The sequence below is a fragment of the Nocardia tenerifensis NBRC 101015 genome, from assembly GCF_000308715.1.
GTDB classification, from domain to species: Bacteria; Actinomycetota; Actinomycetes; order Mycobacteriales; family Mycobacteriaceae; genus Nocardia; species Nocardia tenerifensis.
Window position 1 is genome coordinate 1 of sequence record NZ_BAGH01000492.1, and the last position, 3,636, is coordinate 3,636.

The following is a 3,636-nucleotide window of genomic DNA, read 5'->3' on the forward strand; positions in this document are numbered from 1 at the left end:
CGCGGTCGGCGCTGGCCCGCGCACCCTGCATCCGGCGGCGGGCCCGGCTCGCCAGCTGCCGCGCGGCGGCCGGGGTCTTGCCGACGATCGGGGCGATCTCGTCGAACGGCACCGCGAACATGTCATGCAACACGAACGCGAGCCGCTCGGCGGGGGTCAGGGTGTCGAGCACCACCAACAGCGCGAGGCCGATCGAATCGCCCAGCACCACTTCGTGTTCCGGGCCGGTGACGAGTTCGATCGGGTCGTGGTCGTCCAGCGGCTCTTCCCGGCGGGTCTTGCGGGACTGCAGCATGTTCAGGCAGACCCGGGCCACGACGGTGGTGAGCCAGCCGCCGAGGTTGTCGATCTCGTCGGCGTCGGAGCGGCTCAGCCGCAGCCACGCCTCCTGGATCGCGTCATCGGCCTCGGCGCCGGTGCCGAGGATTCGGTACGCGACCCCGTACAGGTGCGTCCGGTGCTCCTCGAAGCGCGCCGCGAGGAAATTCTCGTCCATCTGTCACATTCCTTCGGTCGGTCTGGTCAAGCAGACGAACCGGGCCGCAACCGGATCGAGCCGACAAGGAGAACATCATGACCGCTGGACTGCAGACCATCGTCTACCCCGTCACCGACCTGGTCAAGGCGAAGAGCCTCTTCGGAGCGCTGTTCGACGCCGAGCCGACCGCCGACACCCCGTACTACGTCGGCTATCGCGTCGCCGGCCAGGACATCGGCCTGGACCCGAACGGCCATGAGAAGAAGGGCATGACCGCCCCCGTCGGCTACTGGCACGTCGAGGACATCGAGAACCGGCTCGCCGCCTTGGTCGAGGCCGGCGCCACCATCACGCAGGAGCCTACCGACGTCGGCGGCGGCAAACTCATCGCCACCGTCACCGACGCCGACGGCAATACGATCGGCCTGCTTCAGCCCTGATCGCCGCGGGGCGATGAGGGGTGCGCCGAACGGGCGTGGTGGGAATTGGTAGTGGTGCCTGGCGCCATGTTCCGTTCGGCGCGGTCGCGTGTGCTGACGTGGTCATGTTCGTCGATTGGCACTGTCCTTCGCAGCATGATGACATTCGGCGCGTCCGTGGGGACAAGGGAAACGCTGCCTATGAAACCCGGCCGGTCGCGCAGGTTTACATAGGGCCCGCTACACCTGTGTCGAAGTCCGGCCGGAGGCACCCGGTGGCTGGATCGTCGCCTGCCAAGGCGGAGAACCGAGTTCGTCCCGGCGACGACGACAACGCGGCCGAGCGACAATCCAGCCAGCCGCATCACCGACCTCCGGTCAAGTACATCTAGGCCCGTCGCTACGAGCCGCTGCATCGTCAGCTCTGCCAATTCGTGGCCCTCGAACCACAGCGCCCGCGAGACCGACCGCACTATTGCGACCTCCGTCGGCGCGAGTATGCCCAGTGTGTCCGGGAGACTGCTTGCTTTCTCCGTATTGCGAAAGCATACATGCAACTACGACCTCAGCTGCCATGAAAGCGATTCTGCCGAATTCGTAGTATCGGCTGGATAGTCCGCGTCATGATGACATGCCTACGCTCACCGTTTCCGGCCGATTAGATGCTATAAATTTGACATCGCATATTCGATCCACATCAGCAATTCCAGCCGCTCGCATGTTACACGTAATTCCCACGATATGACATGCCCTGACGGTTCCCCAGACGTCGCGACGCCCTCGTCTCTACGAAGACGAACCGCTCCGAGCTTTGCCCTTCCTGGTTCTCGATGGGATGCGGACGAGAAACTCGCGTTGATAGGCTCACCGACAGCCAGCGGCGTCCCCACACGCCGCGTTCTTCCTCCTGAGCGGCACTGCATCGCGCACGGACGCCCCACTCGGACCTCGGTCTCGAAATTGTCACTTCCACACGGAAACATGACTTCCGCACCGAATAACCAGCCACGGCGATCCCCTAGCTATCCCAATAATGTCACAGGTAGAACTGGGTAAAATAGACGGCCCGTTTTCTTACTGGTCAGTATCGACGCACGGCGTTATCCTGGAGAAAGTTCGTCGCCGGTTCACAGGCGCAGCACGGAGGCACCGAACGCTCCGTGCCGACCGGCATTGCCATCGATTCGACTTGACGCAGCACCCTTATCAAGGGACACACGACTATGGGCACGATATCTCCACTGGATGCCATATTCTTGCTCGGCGAATCACGCGAGCATCCCATGCACGTGGCGACGTTACAACTGTTCGAGGCGCCCGCCGAGGCCGGATCGGATTTCGCCCGACAGATATACGAGAAGTTGCGGGCGGACCCGCGGGTCGATCCGACCTTCCGCAAACACCCGACGGGCTTGATCGCCGGTGCCGCCCTCGGATGGACCTGCGACAACACCGTCGACCTCGACTACCACCTACGACTGTCCGCCCTCCCCCACCCCGGCGGCATGGCGCGCCTGCTCGAACTGGTGGCCAGGCTGCACAGCGGACTGCTCGACCGGCACCGACCGCTCTGGGAGGCCCATCTCATCGAAGGACTCGGGCCGGGGCGGTTCGCCTTCTACACCAAATGGCACCACGCCCTCATCGACGGCGCCTCCGCACAGCGACTGTTCAAACGCTCCCTCACGATGTCGCCCGAACCCGACCAGTGCTGGGTGGCCTGGCATGTCCCCCCGCGGACACCACATCCCAACGGCAGGGTGCGCGAATCCACAGCGACCGACCTGCGACGAGCCCTCCGAACAACCGCCGAGCACGGCACCGCCGCGGCACGAGTCGCGCGGGCGACGCTGCTACGCAAGGAATTAACCCTTCCGTTCGAGGCGCCCCGCACCATCTTCAACGTGCCCATAGGCGGAGCCCGGCGCATCGCGGTGCGATCCTGGCCGCGAGAGCGGATCAGCGCCGTCGCCAAGGCCGCGGCGGCGACCTCGAACGATGTGCTGCTGGCGATGTCGGCCGGAGCCTTGCGCACCTACCTCGCCACCCGAAACGCCCTGCCGGACAAGCCGTTGATCGCCATGGTCCCCACCACCCTGCGCAGCGACGACGAACAAGGCCTCGGCGGCAACAAAGTCGGCGCGATCCTGTGCAGCCTGGCCACCGATGTCGCCGATCCGGCCAAAAGACTGCTGGCGATCCGCGATTCGATGCGGCACAGCCGCTCGCTCTACAACTCACTGCCCACCACCCAGGCCCTCGCGCTGTCCGCGGCGATGCTCAGCCCGATCGTCACCGGCTTCCTGCCCGGCCTGGCCCGCATGGCCGTCCCGCCGTTCAACATCGTGATCTCCAACGTTCCCGGCCTGTCCGAACAGATGTACTGGTGCGGCGCGACGTTGAACGCCCTCTACCCGTTATCGATCCCGCTCGACGGACAAGCGGTCAACATCACCCTCACCCGCACCGCCGACAACATCGACTTCGGACTCGTCGCCTGCCGCCGCGCGATACCCGATCTGACCCGTCTGCTCGACGACCTCGAGCGGGCCCTCGCCGATATGGAAGCCGCGGTGCGACATGGCGATTCATCCCCCTACGTCCTGCATTCGGTGCAGCTAGACGAATCACGGTCGTGATCAACGCGTTTGGCGCAGACGCACGGCGGGCGGTGGTGCACGGCGAGCGGCACGCGGCGGGCGGCGCACGGCGCACAGCGGCGGCGCACGGCGGCGGCGC

At 65.4% G+C, this 3,636-nt stretch carries 3 protein-coding genes; 2 read left to right on the forward strand and 1 reads right to left on the reverse strand.

The window, feature by feature from the left end; translation table 11 throughout:
• A partial coding sequence (locus ON39_RS34360; RefSeq protein WP_040740473.1) for a sigma-70 family RNA polymerase sigma factor occupies positions 1-496 on the reverse strand: 496 nt, incomplete at its 3' end.
• A gap of 77 nt (positions 497-573) precedes the next feature.
• Between ON39_RS34360 and ON39_RS34365 the strand changes: the two genes are divergently transcribed.
• Positions 574-918: a VOC family protein gene (locus ON39_RS34365; protein ID WP_040740474.1), complete on the forward strand. Its 345-nt coding sequence runs from the start codon at positions 574-576 to the stop codon at positions 916-918.
• 1,202 nt (positions 919-2,120) lie between these two features.
• Positions 2,121-3,536: a WS/DGAT/MGAT family O-acyltransferase gene (locus ON39_RS34370; protein ID WP_051187468.1), complete on the forward strand. Its 1,416-nt coding sequence runs from the start codon at positions 2,121-2,123 to the stop codon at positions 3,534-3,536.
• Positions 3,537-3,636 lie beyond the last annotated feature (100 nt).

What these genes read in the sequence shown, in the direction of transcription:
- ON39_RS34370 (WP_051187468.1), top strand. Translation starts at nt 2,121, where the DNA reads ATGGGCACGATATCTCCACTGGATGCCATATTCTTGCTCGGCGAATCA.
- ON39_RS34365 (WP_040740474.1), top strand. Translation starts at nt 574, where the DNA reads ATGACCGCTGGACTGCAGACCATCGTCTACCCCGTCACCGACCTGGTC.